We start from the raw sequence: 25182 nt of genomic DNA on the forward strand, positions 1-25182 counted from the left end.
CATTTAACTAGAAGATATTGTAGGGATATAGAACTGTAAGAGAATATATTGAAACACCAAACATTTTATAGAATTAAAATTGTAGAATAAAAAACTGAAATGATTTCTCATTCCAGCTCTACAATTTATTAAAATTTATAGCACAGTTGTGGTACTCTTTATATTAATTTACATGGTTTGATATTCTCGGAAATACTTCCATATCAATCATATTGCACTATAGGGTTATTGGTAAATATTCCAACCATCTTGTAATTGAATATAGGTCCAACTAATTTTTTTATTAACATGTTGATGACTTCAATTTGACATAGATCTAGTTCATTTTTTGTATAGAAATAAACTAATATAACTAAATCAACAATTTAACTAATGATTCCTCATTATACCAACTTATAACTTCATAAAAGTCCTTATACAAATTAAGTAGGTATTGATCATCTGTATCCAAACTATCAGCAAATTCAGCCAAAATAGAAACTAGATAACTAAAGATACTGGCATACAAATAGCTATCCACCTTTTCTTCTTTAGATTTTAATGATTTTATGGTTTCAAGGATAATATTGTTTTCTTTATTTTCTATTTTAAACCAATTCGCATCATGTTCGCTATCATTGTTAGTATGTGAAATTATTAAAAGTTGGTTGAGAAAATTGTCGTATTATTAATTTTAAACTATCAAATTAATTCAGATGATTGTAACTATAAATATAAGAGTTGAACAGATATATCTTTAATTTTCATGATAAAATATTAGGAAGAATATGTATTGGGCCATATCGAAATGAGGTATTTATATGATTATTTATGAGGCTAATATTTCAGAATTCCTTGAAGACGTTGCAAATGAAGTTATTGTTGATCGTTTATATAATGTTTATCAAGAAAAAATCGGTCGTACATCAAAGAGTGAAATCCGTTCATGGGATCATTCGCTACAGCGTATGTCGAATGTTTTACGTGATCGAGAAATCCCAAAAGATGCGAAGACAGCGATTGAATTTAAAATTCCGAACACAGGGAAGCGTGTCGATTTTATTATTGCAGGTAATGACGGATTAGAGGACCATGCAGTCATTGTTGAACTGAAGCAATGGGAAACGGTAGAAAAAAATGATCGCCTTGATGCCGTTGTGGTAGAAACTTATTTGGGTGGCTCAAAGCGTCCAACGACACATCCGTCTTATCAGGCTTGGAGTTATTCTTGTTTAATTGAAGACTTCAATGAAGAAGTCCGAAATGTACCAATTCATCTTCAGCCATGTGCGTATCTACATAATTATTTCATTCAAGAAAATGATCCATTATTAGATGAACATTATGCAGAGTATATTGAAAAGTCACCGGTTTTCCGAAAAGGCGAAATGGAGCAACTTCGCCAATTTATAAAAAAATATATTAAATATGGTGATAAAAATGATATCATTGCAAAAATTGAGAATGGTCGAATTAAGCCTTCTAAATCGCTTCAAGATAGTATAGCTGCAATGCTTCAGGGTAATCCAGAGTTTGTAATGATTGATGATCAAAAGGTAGTGTATGAGCAAATTTTAGATTATTCAGCAAGCTGTATTGCAGAGAATAAAAAAGGTGTTTTCATTGTAATAGGTGGTCCAGGTACAGGGAAATCTGTATTAGCAATCAACCTGTTAGTACAGCTGATTCAGGACGATTATTTTGCCATGTACGTAACGAAAAATAGTGCGCCACGAGATGTCTATGCAACGAAGCTGAAAGGTACGATGAAGAAAAAAAGCATCGATAACCTATTTAAAGGTTCTGGAAGTTTCCATGCTACAGATAAAAATGAATTTGATGTTTTAATAGTGGACGAGGCACATCGATTAAATGAAAAGTCAGGCTTATTTAGTAATCTTGGTGAAAACCAAGTAAAGGAGCTTATGAATAGTGCGAAGTTCAGTGTGTTTTTCATTGATGAGGCACAACGAGTGACATTAAAGGATATTGGTAGTGTGGAGCTAATTAAAAGATTTGCTGATGAATTAGGTTTGCAAGTATACGAAGGAGAATTAGCTTCGCAATTTAGATGTGATGGTTCGGATGGTTATATTGCGTGGTTAGATGATGTCCTTGGAATTCGTGAAACAGCAAATAATAATGATTTAGGGATGGATTACGATATTCAAATAGTAGACTCGCCAAATTTGCTACGCAATATGATTAAAGAGAAAAATAAAGTTAACAACAAGGCTCGAATTGTGGCAGGCTACTGCTGGGATTGGATTTCGGGTGAGAAAAATAATCGTGACGTACATGACATCGTCATCGAAGAGTATGATTTTTCAATCAGCTGGAATTTAGGGAATGATATTTGGGCAATTGCGGAAGCATCCGTAGATGAAGCGGGCTGTATTCATACATGCCAAGGTTTAGAGTTTGATTATGTTGGCGTCATTATTGGCGACGATTTACGCTATGAAGATGGCATCGTTATTACCGACTATACAAAACGTGCGAAAACTGATCAATCTGTTAAAGGCATTAAAAAATGGATGAAGGAAGAACCAGAGAAAGCAGCGGTGGCTGTTGATGCGATTATTCGAAATACGTATCGTACATTGATGTCACGCGGGCAAAAGGGATGTTTTTTGTATTGTACGGATGAAAAACTTGCGGAATATTTGAAGCAACGTTTAGTAAAAGTATATGATGAGCGAAGTGAAATGAAGAATTTACTAGTTGCAGAAAAAGTAGAGGAGTACAAATAATTAATGCTTCTCGGGAAGTTATATGGGGGAATTATGTATTTTTGTAGATGAAGCAGGAAATCCGAATTTAAAGGATTACGAAGGAGAAGACAGTAGTAGGTAATTTCAGGTAGGAGTAGCAAAATCACACTCGTACGTAATCGACGAAAATGATAATGATCAGCTTTCAAAATAAAACATAGTAAAGGCGGGCTAGGGGATACACTTAGCCTGTTTTTTAATGATAGTTCTTTTACTAATCTTTACCCCGTAATTTCTTTATAACTCGTAGTCAAAAATAATCTATGCCCCCGCAAGCCTTGATAAAATAACATTCCGAGACGGTTGGTTCGACTACCGCCGATGTGTATATCTTCTCTAGGGATACAGTATTACTGCAATTATGGCATAGCGCGGATGTATTTTTCAATGAATCGATGGAATGGTTGTTGAAGAAGCGAGAGGAATTTGAAAACAAACGAGCGCAATTATACAAGGCAAGTAAATAGCAAGGTAGTGAACACGTAATGTCATTTGATGTTGCGTGTTTTTTATTTGTTTTCACCTAGTATAGTTAAATGTGGTAAATTTCTCTAAAGTGAAAATGAGAAGGATATAATGAATAATCAAGAAATAATTGATTTTATAGTTGAACACGCAGTTGAAAACGGTAGAAATATTGAGTGCTCAATAGCAATCAAATAAGGTATTCCACTACTTATTGTGAATACCTGTTAAAAATAGAAAAAGAACAAATGTCAAAATACAAACAGCTTTTAATATATAGTCAATATTTATTGGTTTTACCATTAATCTTTAAAGAGGTGTAATTTTAACATTGATATGAATAAATTGTCCCGAAGTGATAAAATAAGTATTGTTTTAATTTACTAAATTTAGGGGGCTATTTTATGATAAGACAATGGCTAAGTAAAAATGAAGAGGATAAAAATACATATGGTTTTTCAAAAGTTGAATTTATAGAAATTTCAGAAATAGACGAAAGTATACTAGATTATCTTGGATTAAATTTACTAGAAGCATTTAGAGACAAAAAAGCTCTTAAACATGCATATAAAGATGAACCAAAGGAAAGTTTAATTAATTATTTAAAAACCTATGCATTACCAAATATAGAAGAGCTGGTAGGAGAACAAAATATTAGAAAAAATGTTAGGCAGGGGGATTTTGGAGAAACAGTTGCAATGGAATTAGTCGAGAAGTTTGATAATATGCAAATTCCAATCTGCAAGATAAGATGGAAATTTAATAATAATAGATCAGTTTTTTGTACTGATATGATTTCACATAACTTTGGAGAAAAGATAACTGATCTTAGATATTATGAAATAAAGTCTCGAATAACAATGAAAAAAGAAAAAGTCAAGATAAATAATGAAGATAAGAGTCATTATATAGGAGTAGTTGCTCATCAAGGATTGTTTAATGATCAACAATCTCCTAACACAGAAGCAATAGCAGATTACTTATTTAGGTATTATTTTGATATTGCTGTGCACTTTGACAATGCTGATGTTACAGATAAAGCTGAAGAGTTTTATGAAATAGCTGCGAAGTATAGTGACATTGTTAAACATCCTGACAAATATAATAAATCTTATGAAATAATAATTATAGTAGAACAGTCTCTATATCGAGAAAAAATCTTAGAAGAGTTAAATACGCTACCACCAAAATTATATCCACTAGAAGTTAAGGTAATACTTATTAACGAATTAAGGAGTCTTTATGAGAAAGCTTTTGAACGTTCAATAGAACAGGCGGTTAGGGAGGTATACACTGATGAAAAAAGAGGAGTTTTATAAAAAAGTAGAGGAAGATATTAATGATATACTAAATGCTTCAGAAGAATCATTCTTAAGTGATAAAAAGAAATTAATTAATATCAGATTAGAAACAAATAATATAGTTAAAATAGATGAAAGTAAAATATGGAGAGAAACATTATTTTTGTCTACAAACGCAATTACCTTATTAAGCTATGATTCTACTAATATACTTGCCAAAAAGGCTATAAGAGAATGCGCTGAAGTTTATGAAAATCTTTATAAAGTGTCTGGGGAATATGAGAAGGAATATTGTGGTATTTTAGCAGCTCTTTGTTATGATATAGCAGGATATCAAGCCAATGCTTTATGTATTATCAGGGAAATCACAGAATATAGTCTAAGTTCTATATATTCTTCGGTAGATGAAAATATAAAAACAGATAATTATATTTTGGGTAATATAACAAAATTATTAAATAAAAAATTATATAATGCCTTAGAGGAAATAATGATTGAAACAGAAGATGAGAGCAAAGGTACAAAACTATATAAAGATGCTATGAAAAGCTTCTACAATGCTGCACTATATGGTAATGATAATGATTTTTTACCGAGCCTTAATAATGTATATAAATATTTTCTTGATGAAGGAAATACTCATATTTCATATTTGCTTTTTCTATTGATGTATAGGCTCTCAGTGTTCAAAAATAGATCTGTCTGGATTAAGTTAAGAGATGAGGTTGACGTTAATAATCCACAATGGAAAAGTTATTTAAAATTATTAACAATCAATCCTTTTAAAGATAATGAAATTCAAGATTCTAGTAAAAGGATTTCGTTATTCGAATTTTGGATGTCACAAATAGAGGCGATAGATTCAGGATATCTTTCCAATAATCAAAATTATGTGATTCAAATGCCAACTAGTGCTGGGAAAACCTTAATAGCAGAATTAGCAATTTTAAATGCTTTAGTTAAAAATAGGGATAAAAAATGTATTTATGTTGCTCCATATAGGTCACTAACAAATGAAAAAGAACAGGAATTAGCTAAAAAATTTTCATTGATTGGTTATTCTGTTACTTCATTAAATGGAAGTTACGAACTAGATGACTTACAGGTTATTATTATGGATGAAGCAGATATTTTAATTGCTACCCCTGAAAAATTGGACATTTTATTTAGGGTAAGGCCAGAATTTTTTGCAAATATTGCACTTATAGTAATAGACGAAGGTCATATTATAGGAGATCTTTCTCAAAGATCTGCTTTACTTGAGTTTTTAATGATAAGATTAAAAATTAAGTTTCCAATGTTGAATACATTATTTATTTCAGCTGTCTTATCTGAGCAAAGCGTATCACAGCTTTCTACATGGATAAGTGGTAATAGCCATAATGTAATTAAGTCACCTAAAGTAGATGGTGTTTCTTGGGAACCTACTAGAAGGTTTATAAGTAAATTTTATTGGGATAATGGGATTGGTAAATTAGAATATGTTAATTTAACTGAAGATAATGAAGAGAAAATTACTAAAGATTTTTTATTTGTTCATAAAATAGGACTAAGAACATATCCAAGAAAATCAAAAGGTATTTTTCGTAAGAGTGAGACAGCTGCAATTATTGCATATAATCTATCAAATAGTGGTAGTACACTTATATTCTGTTCAATTCCGAGATGGTCTTACTCAGTGGCATCTAGTCTTTATGACTATATAGAATATATTGAATCTCAAAAAAAACCTGTACTATCTTATTTCCATACGAATGAAAATAGTAATTCTTATAAAATTGCTCTTAAATGGTATGGTAAGGATTCAATTATCACAAAATGTATAAACAGAGGAATTGGAATACATAATGGGGAAATGTTTGAGCCTGTCAAAAGAGCTATTGAAGAAGATTATCGGAATAATATATTGAAGATTTTAATTTCTACAAACACAATTGGTCAGGGAGTAAATTTCCCGATAAAAAATTTAGTAATACACTCTTTAGTAATAAATAATTCTAAACAGGACTATAAAGAAATTTCTGTAAGAGATTTCTGGAATATTATTGGTAGGACTGGGAGGGCTGGGTTAGAAACAGAAGGACAAGTTATTTACTTAACTAGTAGTAGTAAGGATAATGATCTGTTTAATAAATATATTCAAAAAGACAATTTAGAGAATTTGACAAGTTATTTTTCTGTCTTAATTGAGAAACTATCATCTAGGCTTATAAATAATGATGAATTTTTATCTGACTTAGAAGGTGGGGCAGAGTCACATTTAATTCACGTCCTTGCCGAGGAATTGTATGAAGATAATGGGCTAGATGACATAATTGAGATGATTAATGATAATAGCTTATTTAAGTTACAAACAAATACAGAAAACTTAAAGCTTCTATCTTCGAGTTTAAAGGATTTAGCTAGTAATGTGAAAAATGGTAAAACGAAGGAAGAAATTTCTGCTTTTTCAAAAACAGGACTATCATTATATAGTAATGAAATTATATTAGATTATATAAATGAAAATAATGAACATCTAAAAGAGATTTATATAGCTGATGATTATTTAAAATTACTTAAACACATATATTATTTAATTAATGAATATCCAATAAGAGAAATGAAATCTAATCAGACTAAAAAATTCGAAAATATAGATTTTAATAAAGGGTTAAATTTTATAGAAGCATGGCTTAGTGGATTAGAGATAGAATCATTAAGATTATTATGGGCAGATGCTGATGATAAGTACAAAGCGGATTCAAGAAGAATGGAGCTATTTATACAAGAGTGTTTATATTTTAGGTATCCTTGGGGAATTAGTGCATTTATCACATTAATGTGTCACGTAATGGATGTGAGTTGGAATAAACTTCCTAAAAATATTAAAAGTTTATCAATGTATCTAAGATATGGAGTAAACTCTCAAAATGCTTGTATGGCACTAGCACTTGGTATTAAAGATAGAGGGTTGGCTATAAAAATATCCTCTATCTTTAAAAGAAGAACATTACGTAAATTTATTTCTGCTCTAGTAAACATAACAAAAGAACAATTAAGTATTGGTGGATTTGATTCTTATGAGATAGAAGAGTTAATGGAAGTTGGCTTGAAATTTAATTTTAAACAGAAATTTAAAGAGGGATATGTTTTTAACATAAGAGGTATTAGATTTGAGAACTCTAGAAAAGAAATTTCAAGGTTACTTAAGAGTAATCAGTATTTAACTTATGAAAGAGAAATGAATAATGAGTATGATCCTTTTGCAATTGCAATCAAATATAATGAAAAACAAGTAGGTTACGTCCCAAGAGATATTGCGAAAATAATTGCAACTGATATGGATTTGAATGATACTAAATATATAATAAAGGTAATTCGTACTATACCTTATAATAAGGATTGGAATCATATTAAAGTGTTAATGAATAAGGAGAAAAAATAATACAACTAATGATATTTAATTCTAATTAAAAATAGACAAAAGTTAATTAAATTAATTGTTCTGTTATTAATAAATGATGACTCTTTATTACGTAATAATTCATAGCGATTGTTTATGAAAGAGTAAGTCGAAAAATAATGTTATTGATTTATTTTAAATGAAATAGCAAGAATGATTTTTACTATTAATGTATTACAGTGCCAGTGGGTTGTGTTAAAACTTTTCGTAAAGAAGTAAATGGATGTAGGAATTGTAAGTCTAATCAATTTAAAGGCTATTATTTCTCAACGGATGTGTATAAGGGAAATCATTAAAGAATAAAAACGTAGTCAAAAACGTAGTCAAAATAACCACTTGCCCCCGCAAGCCTTGATATTATAATGTTTTGAGACGGTTGGTTCGACTCCCGCCGTCTCCATAATAGAATTTTCTAGAGTTGTCTAGAGTGGTCAAAACCCTTGTATATCAAGGGTTTTTTCTATTTTTGTTGTACTGAGTTTTCTGGGCTTTTCAGCAGAAACTGGCTATAAATCTGGTCACTTTTGGGTCAAGTTTATGAGTTTAAGTACGTCACAAACTTATTAATTGTATCGTTTTTTGCACGTTTTGATAGGTGCGTATATATGTTGAGCGTTGTTTGCACATCTGTGTGTCCTAATCGTTCTTGTACTTCTTTGACACTTGCACCTGCTTCGAAAAGTAAAGAGCAATGCACATGACGAAATGAGTGAACATGTGTATAGGGCAAGCCGTAAGTGTCGATGATTTTCATGAGCCATTTTCTAGGAACCGTTTGTTGCAATAAGCCATTTTGTTCGTTTGTAAACACTAATTGACTTTTGTCATTCGCATTTGGAAATTTAACTTGCTGAATCCTTTTCCATTCAGATAAGATGCTGCATGTTTCATCATCGATTAAAAGCTGGCGTATCGTATCGGTTTTCGTTGATTTGATATAAAGCTTGTTATTTTTACCTCTTGAAAGAGCTTTTGTAATGAGCAGTTCCTTTGTATCGAAATTTAAATCCGCCCAGGTTAATGCAAGTGCCTCCCCTTTACGGATACCTGAAAATGCAAGCAGGTAGAAAAATGCGGTTATTTGAGCGTTATCATATTGCTTTAAGCATTGAAGAAAGTCAATTAGCTGCTCTTTTGAATAGTAGTTGACCTCGCTATCTAATACAGCAGAGGTTTTGATTTTTGGAAGATCCACTAACTTAAATGGATTAGAACTGATGTACTCACGCTTAATAGCGAAATCAATTACTTTAGATGCGTAAGTTTTAACCATTCGAAATCTTTTTAGTTTCAAGGAACAGTCATCAACAAAGCTTTGGCAGATTGCTACACTCAATTTCTCAATTCGGTAGTGACCTAATGCAGGTAGAATGTGATTCCTGAAAATTCCTAGTGTTTTGACAAAGGTACTTTCTTCAACCGTTCTTTCATAGTGCTGAATCCAGACATTATATATATCCTCGTAAGTTTCTGTTTTAGGTTTCTTAAATTCCCCTTTACTAACTTCGACTCTTAATTGAGCTAAGGCAAGATTAGCCTCTTTTTTTGTTTGAAAGCCGCGTCTAGTAACATGAATTTGTTTGCCTGTTTCGCTATCCATCCCTAAATAAAGCTTAAACATGTAGTAGATTTTGCCATCTTTTTTTGTATATGATTTAATAGGGTCTTTCATTAAAATGCCTCCTAGAACCATACAGGGAAACTAGGGGTACAGTTAATGCTGCGATTAACTATATTGTAAGTATAGCGTATAAAAAATGGTTTCCCAATAAATCAGCTACCTTTATTTTGGTAGCATTTAATGTTGAAATAATGATGATAGTAAAAAGACTATTTGTAATTAGTGGTTGTATATTTGCAAAATCCTTTATTACACTACACAATTGAAACAAACGATGCATTAAGGATGTGATGATTTTGGGTACACAAAAGATAAATCTTTATGTTGATGATTTAAGAGATTGTCCGAGTGGTTTTGTTGTGGCAAGAACGTTTCAAGAAGCAATTCTTCTACTTGAAAATCACGAAGTAGATATACTTTCTCTTGACCATGATTTGGGAGAGGATTTACAAGGTAATCTATTGCCAACGGGTTATGACTTAGTAAAATATATTTGTGAAAAAGGGTTACGGGCAAACAAAATATATATTCATACGGACAACCCTGTTGGTAGAGAGAATATGTATCAAACGTTGCATGGGGCAAAGCGAAGAGGCTTCATTGATTCAGATATTGAAATTTATCACTATTCCATTACTGAAAATAAATATACTAAATGAAGTTATACTAAACAATTCGTAAAAGTTATTGGGTGCTCAATAGCAATCAAATAAGGTATTCCATTACTTATTGTGAAAACCTGTTAAAAATTGAGTAAGAACAAGTGCCAAAATACAAATGTACTTTGGCACGGATTGAGATTCAATTAACAATCATTTATATAGTTTGATTAAATGACTTTACTAATATATTTCCTAATTCAGGGATGCAATGAATATACATATCTATCGTTGTTGTTATATTTGTGTGACCTAAGAAGTGTTGGATAAATTTAATATCTTTTTTTTGGTAAAACATGCGAATAGCACAAGTGTGACGTAAGCCGTGAACAGAAACAAGCTTTAAGCCATGGTGAGTTTGGAATTTTTTTAACCAACGATTTAAATTAGAGTTGTTGTAAAAAGTATTTTTATTGTTTGTGAAGATAAATTGTTTATTGCCTTTATGCTCAATATTTTGCAACTTTAATTGCTCTGCTTGGAGCTCCTGCCATTTAAATAATACTTGCAAAGTTTCATCATCAATATCAAGCGTTCTTTCATAATAGTTCTTCGTAACTTTAATATAAGGCTTATTCAATTCATCCCAACCGATGGCTTGATGAATACGGATTGTTTTGTTTTGAAGATCAATATCTTGCCATTGCAGTGCAAGAAGCTCACTTTTGCGTAAGCCTAAATTTATAAGCAAGAGAAAACTTGCGATTTTTGATATATCATTTGTTGCTTTCAACTTTTGAATAAATTCGTCCGATTCATCTGAGGTATAGATTAATTTTCCAATTTGATTTTTTGTACCTTTAACAGCTTTGTCCATTGTTGTCATTAAAGTAATCTCCTTTTGTGTTTTCTATTATTTTTTATTCTTGTACATTGGTTAAAAAGTGATTGATTTCATTTTTGGAGAATCGCTTGCTGCGACGAATTGAATTACCGTTACGCCCTTGATCAATAAGCATTTTTCAAAAATTTCTTCAATGTTGTTATCAAGCGTAAATTCAAGCTTTGTTTCGATGTTTTTTTTAAGGCTGTGTGTAATTAAGTTTTTCATTTGTTTGTTCCTCCGTAATAGATAGTAAGTGTTATAAACCATGGAGCTTGCTAGAGCAGTAATACGATACTATACACACTTGCAGAAAAGAAAATTCGAAAAAAAGTGCCGTATATATCAAATCAGCTGTTTATAAGCTAACTAAGTCGGACAGATGCTTGGATTAAGATAATTAAAATTGTTTACTTCTGAACATTTAAATTAGGTAGCTATGTTGTATAATTGGAAATTTTAGATTCGAAGAGAGGGGGGGTATGGAGAATTGTTCGTTATGTAATTTAGAGTTCAAACAGACAAAAATATCATCTTAAGTAATGGGAATTGTATATTTCTATAATTAGATCTTGCACGCATAAATTCCATAAAGGGTGTTTAGTTGGAAGGAGCATGCATCACAGTACCTAAAGTACATAGTGAGAAAGCATTTGATTTATCGGCAGAAGAATAGAATGCAACCTATACACTTCTCTTGTTGACTTGGAATAAAGATTTATTAAACGCAGCTATAAATGATGATTTTTAACGTTAAGGAATCGGCTGTATATGCAAGATTTTATTCAAAATATGTTCCCGTGTAATTTCTTTTGAATAGCATTGAAAGCTTTGTTGTATCTAAGTTCAAACGATCCTGCATAAAAAGGTGTATTTGATTGGAATATAAAAAAACTCTTAAAACATTGATGTGACAACGTTTTAAGTGTTCCTTTGTATCCCAAAACTTGCATTTGGGAACGTTTTTTTGTACGGATTTGTATAAATACTATTTTTTAAAATGCTTTAACACAAAATTAATTTGTTGACACATGTGAACACAAGTGTTTAAATATGATTAACACATGTGTTCACAAATTATTTAGGAGTGATGTATATGAATAAACATTATTGGCTATTAAGACCCTTACCTCATGGCACAGATCATCTTGAAAATTTTTTAAAAACTAATTTTATTGCAGTAGGCTATCCTGTAGGTGAAGATTTATCTGACTTTAGTTTTAACGATATGCGTACCATTTTAAGTAAGAACGATATGGAAGAAGGAATTGGTAATCTACATTCTTTAGTAAAGGGAATGAGTATTGGAGACGTAGTAGTTGTTCCTTCTACAAATAAAAAGGATATCTATTTTGCGGAAATTGAATCAGATTATATCTACGACAAGACAGTTGATAAAAACATAGAAGGACTAGGCTATCCTCATCAACGTAAAGTAAAGTGGCTGTTAAATAAACAATCAATTCTTCGGTCAGAATTACCTGACGAATTAAGAGGATCACTAAGATACCCTGGGGCTGTTGCTGATTTAACTAAACATGCCCAGTTAATCGAACAACTAATTAATGGGACAATTACAGAAGTAACAGCATTAGAAACGGATGCCATTGATGTTATTAAAGATTTATTAAATAGCAAAGATGATTCAATCCGTTTAAAAGCTGCTGAACTGGTTTTAAAGTTTAAGTTATAAAAACAACCTTCAAAATTGACCCAACCTTGTCTTAAAGAAGAATTTTAATGAAAAAGCTATACAGGAGGGACAAACATGGGCTTGAAACGTACAACAAAGAGAAAATCTACACAGCCTCACACCAAAGTAACTAATCATGGATTTGATAAAACGATTAAGAAAATTGATAAGGCGATTGCTCTGCTTGAACGAAAATAGCTCAATTAGTAAGCTTCGAAATAAAGGATAACATTTACTTACAAAACAAAGTGCCCAAAGCATCGTTTGGGTACTTTTCTTTGCTTAACGATATAAATCCATATAAATCTGACAGAACTCCTTGTAAAACTCTCTAAAAATCAAATCTGTGAGTGCTTTTTGCATGGAGTAACCGCAACTCTCATGCCTTCGATTTAAATTAAGCATAAAAAACTACGGATGTTCTATCATCCGTAGTCACTTTCACTAAAAAGGTAAACCGCCCTCTCCCTCCAAGTTGAATAGTGGTTTACTTTTCTCGCTAATCGCCTTTGAAGCACTAATAATATACCACAAAACGAACATTCGTTTTTCTTTATTTTCTGTATTTTATGTTTTCTAGTGTTGGTCGGCTGTAACTATACGTACAATTTTTCCGTTTTGTTGTCTGTACCCCAGGTAAAATAAAAAAGATTAAAAACCCTCTTTTTTTCCTATTTGTCTTGTGGAGAACGTTTAATATATACGGCAATCTAGTTTATTTACATACCAATTGAATATCGCGATTCAAAGCATGTAGAATGATAATACGAACACGTTATGAAAGGAGCGATTCTTTGCTAGCACAGCAAATTAAGCACGATTTAGCAGTAGCACTACAAGACGAATTCAATACACATAAGCTGTACAAGCATGTGGCTCAGACGATACGAACGCTACTAGACGCTCAGCTAGATGAAAAACAATACGTAGAATGCTATTTTAATGACTACATGGTGAAAGCTGGGGTATTAGAGCGTTACGAAAATAAAGAACTTTCTATTATTGTTCTTGTATTTCGAGAAAATATTAACGGTGAAATATTGATTCAATTAAATATCGCTGGAAATTGGTTAATCTTGTACAATCAGCTTTCAAATGCAATGATTGAGATTATTGATTGGCGAAAAATAGAGTAGATGCAAATTTTGCATCTCTTTTTTTGCTCAAAATGGGTAGGGGAGATTTAATACATGAATAAATACGAAGGGTGTATGCTGCTGTTTAAGCTATAGTATAAAGTTACTTTCTAAACAATTAAAAACATGTCTGATGGTGTATTAGAGAATATCGCAGTACACCACTTTTATAATATAATAGAGGAAACATTAGATATTATGGAGGTGATTGTATTATGAAAGAAGAAACAAGAGACATATTATTATATATTGCATCAGGCTTTTATTCGAGTATGCAACAAACCGCAAGATGCTTAGCATACTTTTTTATCGTTTTCTATGTTCCATATGTGCTCGCTCATTGGGTGATGGTGACATATGCACAGGTTGATCCGCTACAATTCATACACGTATATGCGTATACAGTGACGCTGGCATTCCCATTAATGATGATTGTATCGCATTACATTCCAATGGAGCTAAATTTTGAAACGGTGCAATTTGAGGTCGTTGACTAAATGGCTTTCAGTTGAATCGGGAATTAACTTTAATAACAAACTTATCCATCTGAATTCATCTCATGCTTATTGGTCATATAAGATTGGTAAGCTTTTTTATGATTACATACTGGCTACCGCTTTCCCCCTTCATTTTACATGTGTATTAATCGTTCGGACATTAGTATTGTAGAATCGCGAAGTGTTAGCTGTTGGTAAGGGCGAAGCAATGATGATGGCTATACGCTTTTCAACACTTATCGTATCTGTAATTGCATTGTCATTTGCTATTACTAAAAAAATAAACCGCCCTCGCCCCCAAAGCTGAGTAGTGGTTTATTTTTTTACTTTTTACTCGCTAATCGCCTTTGAATCGATTCTGCTTATTGCTAAGATTGCTTGGTGTACCACCACTAAACAGTCTTATTTATAATCAATTCACACCAAATTATAGCATGATTTTTGATTTTTATCTAAACAATTTGAATTGAATTATTAATTTTGATGTTCTCAAGTATGTGTGATTTATCCCTAGTAAAATGTATGTTAAGTAACATTTTTACTACGCCTTTTAAACGTGAATTAGGCCCGCAAAGAATCCGTGTAAAACCTACCAGTAAACTTGCTGTCTCGATAATCTTATCTACCAGAATGATCTAGTATTTCGGTTGCGATATGGCTCACATTTCAATTACGAAATAAATGTCTATAAAACCATTGTTAAATAGACAATTTGAAGACGGAGCATAAATTAACGTTTATGCTTCCTTTTTTTGTTGTTTTCGTCTATAAACTCGTCTATTATCAAGTGTGTGTAAAACGTATAAGTTTATAGAAAGTGGTGTCGGAAATGGGACGAGTAATAGGATATTGTCGTGTTAGTACGGAAGATCAAAATATAGATATGCAGGAGCAAGCAATTGAAAAATATGCTAAAGAAAAAGGATTAGAACTAATCATGTATGTAGAAAAGATTTCTAGTCGTAAAGAAATGCGTGTTGAACTTGAATATGCGATGAAAGCCGCAACTAATGGAGATTTATTTGTTGTGTTTAAATTAGATCGTTTAGCTAGAAGCACGAAAGAGTTATTTACATTAACAGGTGAATTAAATGAGAAGGGCGTAGAGTTTGTTTCAATTAATGATGCATTTGATACAACTACTCCAACAGGTAAAGCAATGTTTGGTATGTTAGCTGTATTTGCTGAATTTGAACGAGATATTATTCAACAAAGAACTAAGGCAGGGCTAGAGAGTGCAAGGAAACGTGGTCGAGTTGGAGGACGACCAGCTATTGATGAAAAGAAAAAGAAACAGGTAAGAGCTTTATTTGAAGCTGGTGAAAGTGCAATTGATATTGCTAAGGAGTATGGGATTGGTAGAGCTACTGTGTATAAAATAATTAATGAGGGAAGGTTTATGTGAAATATTGTAAAATCAATCTATGCAATTAAATATTATTTTGATTGTGATATTTATTATAAGAGAATAGCAGGTGAGATTTTGGGCGAAAAAAAATGTTATTGGTGTGAAAAGGAAGCAACGTCAGTGGAGCATGTTCCATCTAAATGTTTGTTCCCAGAAGATAAAGATGTGAAACCATTGTTTAATATAAGCTTTAGAGAGCGATTAATTACTGTACCATCATGTGATGAACATAATATGAGAAAATCAAATTTAGATGAATATTTAATGGTAACTTTATCGGGGAAAGTTGGAAATAATAGTTTAGCTTATGTACAAACACAAACTAAAATTGATAGGAGTGTGAAAAGAAATAGTAAATTATTTGACATTGAAGAAAGGGAAGTTCTTAAAATTAAAGATAAAGAGTTACCTGTACTATGGATTAATGTAGATAATCATAAGCTAAATCACTCATTCGAATCTATAGCAAGAGGATTATATTATCATGAGTATAATAAGTCATATAAAGGGGAATTAACAATTATTTCAAAAATATTTAGTCATCCTGGAACACCCTCAATGAAAATCTATTCACAAAAACCGAATAGACATCCTAATCCCCTATATGGTGGACTAATTGAACGCTTAATGCGTTCTTTTTTTTTGCATATCAAACTTGATTGAATGTAATTCATATTACCCAAGGTACCTTGGAAAAGTTCAAACTGCGTTACTACAACAGCTGTCATAGTTGATGTATTAATATCAACATCGCCTTTTGCGATGGCAGCAACATCATGAATAGTTTGATTTAAAAAGAATAAAAAATGAGAAATATTAAACCTCTTCTTTTTGCTGTCTATATTCGCAGGGGGAGAGGGGGGAAGTATATTTCCCACCTAGTCCTTGGAAAATATAAGAAGTATTTTGGGAAATTTTTGTGAACAATCTATTATGATAATTTTAATTAAATATGACAATTTTAAAAAATTAGAAGGATAATCCATTAATATAGACTAATAAGTAAAGGATGGAAAATAAGTCTTATGGAGAGTGATATTTAGTGAAATTAGCAGAAATAGAGATAGAAAATTTTAAAGGTATAGCTGAACCAATTAAGATTAAAATAGACAATATAGTAGCGTTGTTAGGTAATAATAATGTGGGGAAAACAACCATTTTATCAGCGTATGAGGCCTTTGCAGATAGTACAACGGTTTTGACTGAAAAAGATTTTTTTAATGAAGATACAACAAATCTTCCAACGATTAAAGGTGTATTTATTAATGTTCCTGAAGGCATAGGTATCGGAAAAGAATGGATTCACAATGATCCGGATAGTGGATATGAAAATTGTATAAAAGTAAAATTTGTTTGGGAGGAGGTAGGTAAGAAAAGGGTAAAATATTCTTACTCTCCTAGTGAAGGTGACTTTATTGCGAAAAGTATAGGTGGATTTGAAAGTATTTTAATGAGTAAAATACCTCACCCTATAAAAATTTCACCATTAGAAGATCCTTTAAGTTTGCAAACAAAAATTTTAGCAATTATAAATGAAACAATTAAGGCGAATATTGCAGATGATCATGAAGAAATTCAACAACTTATTGAAGTGGTAGAGGCTTTGACAGATAAAATAAAGGGCAATATTTCAGAAGAAATTTCTACTACAACTACTAAAATAGCGGATCAATTAAAAAAGGTCTTCCCAGAATATAATAATGTTCAAATTGATATTAATCCAGGTAACCTAGAGGCAGAAAAGTTAGTAAGTGCAGGTAGCGTAATTAGATTGGGAAAAGCTGATGAATCGGGTGAAGTAATTCAAAATTTACCTTTATCTCAACATGGTACAGGACTACAAAGAACTTTTTTATGGTCTGCACTAAAAATGTTGGCGGAAACTGGTAAGTACAAAAAAGGTAAGGTATTTGTTCAATCAGAAATACCAAAAATCTTATTAATTGAAGAACCTGAAGCATTTTTGCACCCTAGTGCTATAAGAGAAGCTAGAGAAGCGTTATACTCTATTGCAGATATTGAAGGTTGGCAAGTGATGACGACAACGCATTCCCCCTTGTTCATTGATTTAACTAAAGATCACACGACAATTATAAGAATTGAGAAAGAAACAAGCGGCAATCGTACCGTTAAAACTTTTTCTACTGATAGCGTGAGTTTTAGTGATGAGGAAAAAGAAAATTTAAAAATGCTGAACTACTGTAATCCGAATTTTAATGAATTGTTCTTTGCCAAAACCAATTTATTAGTGGAAGGGGAAACGGAGTTTAGTGTAATTAAATTATTACAACAAGAATTAAATGAATTTAAAGACATTCACATTTTAAACTGTATAGGTAAAGCCAATATAGTAACCGTATCAAAAATATTAAATCATTTTAAAGTTCCATATAAAATATTACATGATGCAGATAATCCAACTGTGATGAAAACAATTAGTGGCACATCTACTAAAGTTAAAAATGGTGCGTGGACAAATAATTATAAAATTATAGAGGAAGCAAAAAAGGGAATTGATAAAGGAATAGATATTAAAATGTTTGCTTCTGTTCCGAATTTCGAAGGGGAGTTTTTGAAAACTGAAGGTAAGAAATCGAAACCTTACGAAGCTTGGAAATTTTTTAATACAGAAATGAAGACTGGTACAAATGCAGAAGTGAAAAAGTTTGTGAAGTTTTTATTTTATGCTTACGGCGATCCAGCTGTTACTGATTGTGAATTGGAATACTCGTCGATTGGAGAATTGGAAGAAAAGGTATTAGGCTATATAAATACAAATGGATTAATCGGTAATGAATATTGGGATTTAGATCATTATAATGGCACAGCAGTTGCAGTAAAATAAGATATTATATTGTTTGCTAATAAAAAAATACTATTATTTAAATGTTAAAATTACTAAAAATTTGAATTTCACTTTTAACATAAATTAGACATTTGGAAATATTTCTGCGTATTACCTGACATCCGTTCGGTAGGTGAAATGGGCGATGGCAGTACGTACGACTACGCAATTAGTATCCGCAGCTTTACATCAATTGACGGCAGGACTTCTGACTGGGCAAGTATCCCTTACGACATCCTAGAAAAAATCTCTGTACGTTTGGTCAACGAAGTACAAGGCATTAATCACGTACTGCATGACATCGCTTCTAAGCCACCAGCAACAAGTGAGACAATTGAGTGAAGATAAATTAATAAAAATGTAAAAAGCCTGGTAGAGCCTTATCTAATAGGGTTTCTGCCAAGCTTTTTTTATAATTAATGTATATATAAAAGGGTTAGTTTTAAGTATTTCTATACATATTGCGAATACCTGTTAAAAAAAGAGAAAGAAAAAGTGCCAAAATACAAATGTACTTTGGCACGAATTGATATTCAACTAATGATCATTTATGCAGTACGATTAAATCGTTTTACTAATATACTGCCTAATTCAGGAATGCAATGAATATACGTATCTATCGTTGTTGTTATGTCTGTGTGACCTAAGAAATGTTGAATGAATTTTACATCATTCGTTTGATAATAGATACGGGTAGCACAAGAGTGACGTAAGCCATGAACTGAAACGAGTTTTAAGCCATGTTGAGTTTGGAACTTTTTTAACCAGGCATTTAACTTGCTGTTATTATAAAAAGTATTTTTATTGTTTGGGAAGATAAACTGCTTATCGCCTTGATGCTCAAGACTTTGCCACTTTAATTGCTCTGCTTGGAGCTCCTGCCATTTTAATAATGCTTGGAAAGTTTCCTCATCAATATCAAGTGTTCTTTCTAAAAAGTTCTTCGTAGCTTTAATATAAGGCTTATTCGATTCATCTGTACCAATGGCTTGATGAATATGGATTTTTTTATTTTGAAAATTAATATCTTGCCATTGCAGTGCAAGAAGCTCTCCTTTGCGTAAGCCTAAATTTACAAGCAAGAGGAAACTTACAATTTTTGAAATATCATCTGTTGTTTTTAGCTTTTGAATAAATAAATCTATTTCATCTGATGTATAGAACAGTTTATCACCTTGTGCATTGTCTCTCTTTCTTTCTTCTTTTTTTTCCCATAATCGTAAACCATCAAGTTTAACGGGATTTTTCAGAATGAAATCGTTATGGACAGCTTGTTCTAAGCATTTATTTAGTTCGATTGCTACCTTTGACGGTTTTTGTAATTTTTCTTTCCATACTTCAAAAGACCGCAAAGTATCTTGGTAAGAAATACTTTTAAGCTTTAAATCTCCGTAAAAAGGTAGGATGTGGTTTTTGAAAATACCTTTAATTTTCCCTAAAGTACTTTTTTCGAGGGAACAATTTTGAAGGTATTTTTCATAGTAAGAATGATAGAATTGCTCAAATGTAAGGTTTGGATTGTCAGTATCATTTCGTTGTAGCATTTCCGCTTGCTTTTGAGCATAAAAAGTTTTTGCTTCAGTTTTTGTTTTAAAACCACGCTTTGTAATGTCGATTTGCTTTTTCGTATAAGGATCGATACCCCCATACATTTTCACCATATAGTGAGGAACGCCTCTTTTCATATATTCTTTAACTGCTTTGTCCATTGTTGTCATTAGAATGATCTCCTTTTGTGTTTTCCATTATTTTTTATGCTTGTACATTTTTTAAAAAGTGATTGATTTCCGTTTTGGAGAATCGCTTGCTACGACCAATTGAAATAAATTTAAGCCCTTGATCAATAAGCTTTTGTAAGCCTTTGTAGGAAATTCCTATATAGTCGCAAGTTTCCTGAACGTTTAGCCATTCTTTAGCTGCATGCTGCTCATTATGCTGTCCAATTGTTTCACCAAGTTTTTTTTCAAAGATTTTTTCAAGGTTTTTATCAGAAGAAAATCCAAGCTTTTTTCCAAGGTAAGAATCAAGCTTTGTATCAAGGATTAATTCAATATTTTTTTCAAGGATTTTTTCAAGGCTTTGTGTAATTAGGCTTTCAATTTTTTCTTCGATTGATTTTTCAATAGTTTGTTCCATTTGTTTATTCCTCCGTAATAGATGGTAAGTGTTATTAAGTCAGTAAAGAATTGCTACCACATGCTATACACTTGCAGAAATGAATATTCATAAAAAAGTGTCGAACATATCCGATTGTCAGTTATAAGGTGTGAAGCCAGCTGAAGTATAGCTACGACACTGTATACATTTGCAGAAATGAATATTCATAAAAAAGTGCCGAACACATCCGATTGTCAGTTATAAGATGTGAAGCCAGCTGAAGTATAGCTACGACACTGTATACACTTGCAGAAATGAATATTCATAAAAAAGTGTCGAACACATCGGATTGTCAGTTATAAGATGTGAAGCTAGCTGAAGTATAGCTACGACACTCTACACACTTGCAGAAATGAATATTCATAAAAAAGTGTCGAACACGTCTGATTGTCGGTTATAAGATGTGAAGCCAGCTGAAGTATAGCTACGACACTCTATACAATTGCAGAAATGAAAATTCTCGAAAAAGTGTCGGACACATCGGATTGTCAGTTATGAGATGTGAAGCTAGCTGAAGTATAGCTACGACACTCTATATAATTGCAGAAATGAATATTCATGAAAAAGTGTCGGATACATAGAATCAGCTATTCATCAGCATTCTAAGTACGACAAACCAGAATTAAGATAATTAAATTGTTTACTTCTAAACATTTGAATTACATAGCTATGTTGTTTGATTGGAAATTTTAGATTTGAGGAGAAGGATTACAGAGAGATGTTTATTTTGTATTTTAGGATTGGAACCGACACAAAATGTCATATTAAGTATAAGAAAGTCGACTCTAAACGATTTGAAGTAATGAAAGTAATTCTTAAATCTTAGGGGAAGACTTGCATCAAATGAGGTCTAAATACCAATTTCTTTTAATTAACAGTGTTTTTATATTCCTTGATACGTGCTAGTAAACGTAATGGTATTAGCCGGCTTGGAGCGAATGTAATCTGTAAAGCTCGCTTGTAGTAATCCGACAATAAGTAGGCTTACGCACGCACGAATGTACGCCAATACCTGCTTCTAGTTCGAAGGAGGAAACGAATGCGTACACATATAGGAATTTGTTGTACACAGTTGTCACATTTTAAACGCAATTGTGGCATTCCTGCCGTAAAGCCAAATAAACCCTAAGCTAATAATTTCAAACAAATAGGGGCTATAAGGATACTTAGGTCAGCAGTTAAATCTGAGGTCAAAATGCCTTTTTCTTTTTAATTAACAGTGTTTTGATATTCCGTGGTACTGCTAGTAAACGAAATGGCATAAGCGTGCTCTGAGCAAGAGTAATCCGTAAAACTCGCTTGTAGTAATACGATAACAGGTAGGTTTACGCACGGACGTATGTACATCAATACCTGCCTCTAGTTCGAAGGGGGAAACGAGTGCGTGCACACATATAGGAATTTGTTGTACACGGTTGTCACATTTTAGACACAACTAGAACATGCCTATATTAAAGGCAACTAAATCATAAGCCAATAATTTTAAACGAATAGGGGATATAAGAACGTTCGAATCAGCAGCTACATTGGAGGTTTAAATGCTTTTTTAAATTAACAGTGTATTGATATTTCATGGTACGTGCTAGTAAACAAAATGGCATAAGCGTGCTTGGAGCGAGAGTAATCGTAAAGCTCGCATGTAGTAATCCGATAACAGTAGGCTTACGCACGCACGAATGTACACCAATACCTGCCTCTAGTTCGAAGGGGGAAACGAGTGCGTGCACACATATAGGAATTTGTTGTACATGGTTGTCACATTTTAGACACAAATTTAATGTACCTGAAGTAAGACCAACTAAATTAAAAGCCAATAATTTCAAACAAATAGGGGCTATAAGAGCATTCAGATCAGCAGCTACATTTGAGGTTTAAATACTTTTTTAAATTAACAGTGTTTTGATATTCCGTGGTACGTGCTAGTAAACAAAATGGCATAAGCGTGCTCGGAGCGAGAGCAATCCGTAATGCTCGCCAGTAGTGATCCGACAATAAGTAGGCTTACACACGGACGTATGTAAACTAAAACCTGCCTCTAGTTCGAAGGGAAAAACGAGTGTGTGCACACATATAGGAATTTGTTGTACACAGTTGTCACATTTCGGACACAGTTAAAATGTGCCTGTATTAAAGGCAACTAAATTAAAAGCCAATAATTGCAAAAAAATAGGGCTATAAGAGCATTCAGATCAGCAGCTACACTTGAGGTTTAAATGCTTTTTCTATTTAATTAACAGTGTTTTTATATTTCATGGGGCGTGCTAGTAAACGAAATGGTATAAGTGTGCTTGGAGCGAGAGTAATCCGTAAAGCTCGCTTGTAGTGATCCGACACAAGTAGGCTTACACACGGACGTATGTACACTAATACCTGCCTCTAGTTCGAAGGGAAAAACGAGTGTGTGCACACATATAGGAATTTGTTGTACACAGTTGTCACATTTCGGACACAGTTAAAATGTGCCTGTATTAAAGGCAACTAAATTAAAAGCCAATAATTGCAAAAAAATAGGGCTATAAGAGCATTCAGATCAGCAGCTACACTTGAGGTTTAAATGCTTTTTCTATTTAATTAACAGTGTTTTTATATTTCATGGGGCGTGCTAGTAAACGAAATGGTATAAGTGTGCTTGGAGCGAGAGTAATCCGTAAAGCTCGCTTGTAGTGATCCGACACAAGTAGGCTTACACACGGACGTATGTACACTAATACCTGCCTCTAGTTCGAAGGGAAAAACGAGTGTGTGCACACATATAGGAATTTGTTGTACACAGTTGTCATATTTTAGACATAAATGTAATGTGCCAGCCTTTACTTAAAGCCAATAATTGCAAACAAAATAGGGACTATAAAAACTTTCGATCCAGTAGCCACATTTGAGGTTTAAATACCAATTTCCTTTTAATTAATAGTATTTTGATTTTATACTGCCAAATAGTTATATAACATTTATACAACTTATATAGAAAAAGGCATAGGGTGTTTATTGGGTATTAGATCCACATTTATATAGAAAAGGATATAAGTTATACAACATTTATATAACATTTATACAACATATATATAACTTATATTGAAAAAGTCATAGGGTGTTTCTCGGATATTAATGCCACATTTATATGAAAAAGGACATAAGTTATATAACATTTATACAACACTTATATAACTTATATATAACTGTTATATAAGTTTAAAGGAAATTTAAGAGGAAGAGAATGACCGAAAAAACTACAATTAGATTCTTCCAATGAAAAAGCTCATACAGAGCAAAATAATGCAAAAAAAGTTATATAACAATTATATAACTTATGCAAAAAACAATATAAGTTATATAACATCTATACAACTTATATCAAAAAAGACATAGGGGTTTCTTGAATATTCAAGCTGCATTTATATGAAATTGATATAAGATATACAGCGTTTATATAAATAGAGGGAGTTATCGTTGGAAGAAATTGACTAGAAAAACTATTGTATAATTCCTCCAGGACAAAGGGAATTAATTAGCAATGGAAGGATTCGACTGAAAAAACTATTATTTGATTCCTCCAAGGGTTTTAGCCTAATTAGAGTTTAAATTCTGAAAAAAATTTCGAAAAAAAGTTGAAAAAAATATTTCATTTTTTTTATTGTAAATCCTTTAGTATCAAGGGTTGAAGGGCATAATTGCTTCGGCAATATCCCCCTAACCAATCGCTTACACCTAAGGGAAATGGTGCTATTGAAGGTTGTTCATCTGAACTGTGATAGCCACGTTACAGTTTTAGAGGGTTTAGTGATTTACGGGCATGATTTCAATTCTCCGTAATTACAATTGATGAATATAAAAGAGCTAGTAGCCGCAAATTCTTGTAATAAAGCTAAACGAGTATATTAAAGTAGAAAGGGCACCTATTACTATTTCAGAAGTTTTTTATCTGGTAGATATTACCATTGCTGCTTTGTTATTATTAAAGTAGTAACTGGATGCGTAGTGACTTAATACACACTGCATAGGAATCATTTTCTAGTAAAATTTGAATACCTGTTTTACTGGGAAAAATCATAAGTAGGTGAAAAAATGACAGCAATTGAAATACTATCTTTGCCGTTTAAGCAAGATAGTATTAATCAAATAAGAAACACAGAACAATATTTAAATTACCCAGTCATTTATGTGCTGAACGGCAACAAAGAGGCTTACATTGGAGAAACTGTATATTTTAAAAATCGAATGAAAGCACATTTAAAAGCTCGTAAAAATATTGATCAAATCAATCTCATCAAGCATGATGAATTTAATCGATCCGCAACATTTCATTTAGAAACAAAAAAAAAGACGTGTTGAATGGTGCCTCGAAAAGTTAAAAGATGCGGGAGAGCCAATCGTCGAATGGA

17 protein-coding genes and 1 pseudogene are annotated in these 25182 nt (G+C 32.1%); 13 read left to right on the top strand and 5 right to left on the bottom strand.

From position 1 onward, the window contains the following. Window positions 1-800: 800 nt before the first annotated feature. From ACQKOF_RS16520 to ACQKOF_RS16530, 3 genes are all read left to right on the top strand, one after another. Window positions 801-2732 carry a DNA/RNA helicase domain-containing protein gene (locus tag ACQKOF_RS16520; RefSeq protein WP_427559238.1) on the top strand — a complete coding sequence of 644 codons (1932 nt, stop codon included), beginning with the start codon at window positions 801-803 and terminating at the stop codon, window positions 2730-2732. Between the two features lie 890 nt (window positions 2733-3622). After that, window positions 3623-4537 (top strand): hypothetical protein, encoded by a 915-nt coding sequence (locus ACQKOF_RS16525; protein ID WP_427559241.1) that lies wholly within the window; start codon window positions 3623-3625, stop codon window positions 4535-4537. Further along, entirely contained in the window at window positions 4515-7946 is a 3432-nt protein-coding gene (locus ACQKOF_RS16530) for a DEAD/DEAH box helicase (RefSeq protein ID WP_427559244.1), read from the top strand. The genes ACQKOF_RS16525 and ACQKOF_RS16530 overlap by 23 nt, the downstream gene beginning before the upstream one ends. Before the next feature lie 553 nt (window positions 7947-8499). On the opposite strand, the gene ACQKOF_RS16535 is transcribed toward ACQKOF_RS16530, so the two are convergent. Next, window positions 8500-9636, bottom strand: a complete 1137-nt coding sequence (locus ACQKOF_RS16535) for a tyrosine-type recombinase/integrase (protein ID WP_427559247.1) — start codon at window positions 9634-9636, stop codon at window positions 8500-8502. A gap of 245 nt (window positions 9637-9881) precedes the next feature. Between ACQKOF_RS16535 and ACQKOF_RS16540 the strand changes: the two genes are divergently transcribed. Continuing rightward, window positions 9882-10244 carry a cyclic-phosphate processing receiver domain-containing protein gene (locus ACQKOF_RS16540; RefSeq protein ID WP_241774499.1) on the top strand — a complete coding sequence of 121 codons (363 nt, stop codon included), beginning with the start codon at window positions 9882-9884 and terminating at the stop codon, window positions 10242-10244. A 157-nt stretch (window positions 10245-10401) separates the two neighbouring features. Here the strand turns inward: ACQKOF_RS16540 and ACQKOF_RS16545 are convergent, their stop codons facing one another. Continuing rightward, window positions 10402-11070 carry a site-specific integrase gene (locus tag ACQKOF_RS16545; RefSeq protein ID WP_427559250.1) on the bottom strand — a complete coding sequence of 223 codons (669 nt, stop codon included), beginning with the start codon at window positions 11068-11070 and terminating at the stop codon, window positions 10402-10404. Window positions 11071-11121: 51 nt separating this feature from the next. Further along, complete coding sequence (locus tag ACQKOF_RS16550; RefSeq protein WP_427559252.1) at window positions 11122-11295, bottom strand: hypothetical protein; 174 nt, start codon at window positions 11293-11295, stop codon at window positions 11122-11124. A gap of 868 nt (window positions 11296-12163) precedes the next feature. On the opposite strand from ACQKOF_RS16550, the gene ACQKOF_RS16555 reads away from it, so the two are divergent. The 8 genes and pseudogenes from ACQKOF_RS16555 to ACQKOF_RS16590 all read left to right on the top strand — a co-directional run. After that, window positions 12164-12760 (top strand): restriction endonuclease, encoded by a 597-nt coding sequence (locus ACQKOF_RS16555; RefSeq protein ID WP_427559254.1) that lies wholly within the window; start codon window positions 12164-12166, stop codon window positions 12758-12760. 75 nt (window positions 12761-12835) lie between these two features. Then, a complete protein-coding gene (locus tag ACQKOF_RS16560; protein ID WP_016994791.1) occupies window positions 12836-12958 on the top strand; it encodes a hypothetical protein in 123 nt (40 codons plus the stop codon). A gap of 596 nt (window positions 12959-13554) precedes the next feature. Then, on the top strand, window positions 13555-13896 hold the full coding sequence (locus tag ACQKOF_RS16565) for a hypothetical protein (RefSeq protein ID WP_016994790.1): 342 nt from the start codon (window positions 13555-13557) through the stop codon (window positions 13894-13896). 215 nt (window positions 13897-14111) lie between these two features. Then, window positions 14112-14393 carry a hypothetical protein gene (locus ACQKOF_RS16570; RefSeq protein WP_427559257.1) on the top strand — a complete coding sequence of 94 codons (282 nt, stop codon included), beginning with the start codon at window positions 14112-14114 and terminating at the stop codon, window positions 14391-14393. 829 nt (window positions 14394-15222) lie between these two features. Next, window positions 15223-15798 carry a recombinase family protein gene (locus ACQKOF_RS16575; protein ID WP_427559259.1) on the top strand — a complete coding sequence of 192 codons (576 nt, stop codon included), beginning with the start codon at window positions 15223-15225 and terminating at the stop codon, window positions 15796-15798. 78 nt (window positions 15799-15876) lie between these two features. Next, entirely contained in the window at window positions 15877-16464 is a 588-nt protein-coding gene (locus tag ACQKOF_RS16580) for a hypothetical protein (RefSeq protein ID WP_427559262.1), read from the top strand. A 379-nt stretch (window positions 16465-16843) separates the two neighbouring features. Beyond that, complete coding sequence (locus ACQKOF_RS16585; protein WP_427559265.1) at window positions 16844-18646, top strand: ATP-dependent nuclease; 1803 nt, start codon at window positions 16844-16846, stop codon at window positions 18644-18646. Window positions 18647-18733: 87 nt separating this feature from the next. Next, window positions 18734-18988 (top strand): annotated as a pseudogene (locus ACQKOF_RS16590) (glutamine-hydrolyzing GMP synthase); the annotation flags it as partial. A 206-nt stretch (window positions 18989-19194) separates the two neighbouring features. Here ACQKOF_RS16590 and ACQKOF_RS16595 read toward each other — a convergent pair. Together ACQKOF_RS16595 and ACQKOF_RS16600 are read right to left on the bottom strand one after the other, a co-directional pair. Beyond that, window positions 19195-20364 (bottom strand): tyrosine-type recombinase/integrase, encoded by a 1170-nt coding sequence (locus tag ACQKOF_RS16595; RefSeq protein WP_427559267.1) that lies wholly within the window; start codon window positions 20362-20364, stop codon window positions 19195-19197. Between the two features lie 34 nt (window positions 20365-20398). Further along, window positions 20399-20782: a helix-turn-helix domain-containing protein gene (locus ACQKOF_RS16600; RefSeq protein WP_427559269.1), complete on the bottom strand. Its 384-nt coding sequence runs from the start codon at window positions 20780-20782 to the stop codon at window positions 20399-20401. A 4083-nt stretch (window positions 20783-24865) separates the two neighbouring features. Here ACQKOF_RS16600 and ACQKOF_RS16605 point away from each other — a divergent pair. Further along, the gene (locus ACQKOF_RS16605; RefSeq protein WP_427559271.1) at window positions 24866-25132 is read left to right on the top strand and encodes a hypothetical protein; all 267 of its coding nucleotides are present in this window, start codon (window positions 24866-24868) and stop codon (window positions 25130-25132) included. Window positions 25133-25182: the final 50 nt, after the last annotated feature.

The organism is Lysinibacillus sp. NPDC093190 (assembly GCF_050280425.1).
Classification (GTDB): Bacteria; Bacillota; Bacilli; order Bacillales_A; family Planococcaceae; genus Lysinibacillus.

Excerpts from the sequence above, each read along its gene's own strand:
- ACQKOF_RS16520 (WP_427559238.1), top strand. The coding sequence starts at position 801 with ATGATTATTTATGAGGCTAATATTTCAGAATTCCTTGAAGACGTTGCA.
- ACQKOF_RS16525 (WP_427559241.1), top strand. The coding sequence starts at position 3,623 with ATGATAAGACAATGGCTAAGTAAAAATGAAGAGGATAAAAATACATAT.
- ACQKOF_RS16530 (WP_427559244.1), top strand. The coding sequence starts at position 4,515 with ATGAAAAAAGAGGAGTTTTATAAAAAAGTAGAGGAAGATATTAATGAT.
- ACQKOF_RS16535 (WP_427559247.1), bottom strand. The coding sequence starts at position 9,636 with ATGAAAGACCCTATTAAATCATATACAAAAAAAGATGGCAAAATCTAC.
- ACQKOF_RS16545 (WP_427559250.1), bottom strand. The coding sequence starts at position 11,070 with ATGACAACAATGGACAAAGCTGTTAAAGGTACAAAAAATCAAATTGGA.
- ACQKOF_RS16550 (WP_427559252.1), bottom strand. The coding sequence starts at position 11,295 with ATGAAAAACTTAATTACACACAGCCTTAAAAAAAACATCGAAACAAAG.
- ACQKOF_RS16555 (WP_427559254.1), top strand. The coding sequence starts at position 12,164 with ATGAATAAACATTATTGGCTATTAAGACCCTTACCTCATGGCACAGAT.
- ACQKOF_RS16560 (WP_016994791.1), top strand. The coding sequence starts at position 12,836 with ATGGGCTTGAAACGTACAACAAAGAGAAAATCTACACAGCCTCACACC.
- ACQKOF_RS16570 (WP_427559257.1), top strand. The coding sequence starts at position 14,112 with ATGAAAGAAGAAACAAGAGACATATTATTATATATTGCATCAGGCTTT.
- ACQKOF_RS16575 (WP_427559259.1), top strand. The coding sequence starts at position 15,223 with ATGGGACGAGTAATAGGATATTGTCGTGTTAGTACGGAAGATCAAAAT.
- ACQKOF_RS16595 (WP_427559267.1), bottom strand. The coding sequence starts at position 20,364 with ATGACAACAATGGACAAAGCAGTTAAAGAATATATGAAAAGAGGCGTT.
- ACQKOF_RS16600 (WP_427559269.1), bottom strand. The coding sequence starts at position 20,782 with ATGGAACAAACTATTGAAAAATCAATCGAAGAAAAAATTGAAAGCCTA.
- ACQKOF_RS16605 (WP_427559271.1), top strand. The coding sequence starts at position 24,866 with ATGACAGCAATTGAAATACTATCTTTGCCGTTTAAGCAAGATAGTATT.